Here is a 687-nt window from a genome sequence, read left to right on the forward strand (position 1 = left end):
TCACCGCCGGACTGGGGAATCGCCGGTACCGCGATCGGGTGCCGCGAGCGCGACCACATCCCGTGGAACTCTTCCCCGCACGACCTCCGCGGCTCTGCTCGGTGTGCTGCTGATGTGCGCGGGAGCCGGCGCCGTGAGCGCCAACTCGGCGAGCGGCCGGGTCGTCGTCGGATGGTTCCCTCCGCACCGGCGCGGCCTCGCGATGGGGATCCGGCAGATGTCGGTACCGCTGGGCGTCGCCGCGGGCGCCCTCGTCATTCCGACACTGGCGGGCGATCACGGAATCGCCTGGGCTCTCGCGTTTCCCGCGCTCGCGTGCGGTGGGGCGGCCGTTGCCTGCGCCGTCGGCGTGACCGATCCGCCACGCCCCGGCCGGACCGAAGCCGAACGCGCGGGTGTTCTTGCGAATCCGTATCGAACTTCGATGTCCCTCACGCGGATTCATCTCGCGTCGATACTGCTCGTGATCCCACAGTACGTCGTGTGGACCTATGCCCTGGTGTGGTTGATCACCGATCGCGGATGGGACGAGGTCGGTGCCGGTCTCGTCATCACGGCAGCCCAGATCCTCGGCGCGATCGGCCGTGTCCTCACCGGAGCGTGGTCCGACCGCGTCGGGAGCAGGCTTGCCCCGATGCGCCTCGTCGCCGTATCGGTCGTCCTGGCGATGATCGCGCTCTCCGTCAC

The 687-nt window shown here is 69.7% G+C and carries 1 protein-coding gene; it reads left to right on the forward strand.

The window, feature by feature from the left end:
* Positions 1-133 precede the first annotated feature (133 nt).
* Positions 134-687 (forward strand): MFS transporter (locus R1101_RS28915; RefSeq protein ID WP_442969903.1); only part of this gene is annotated, 554 nt, incomplete at its 3' end.

This window comes from Rhodococcus sp. R1101 (assembly GCF_000278445.1).
Lineage (GTDB): Bacteria > Actinomycetota > Actinomycetes > Mycobacteriales > Mycobacteriaceae > Rhodococcus > Rhodococcus gordoniae.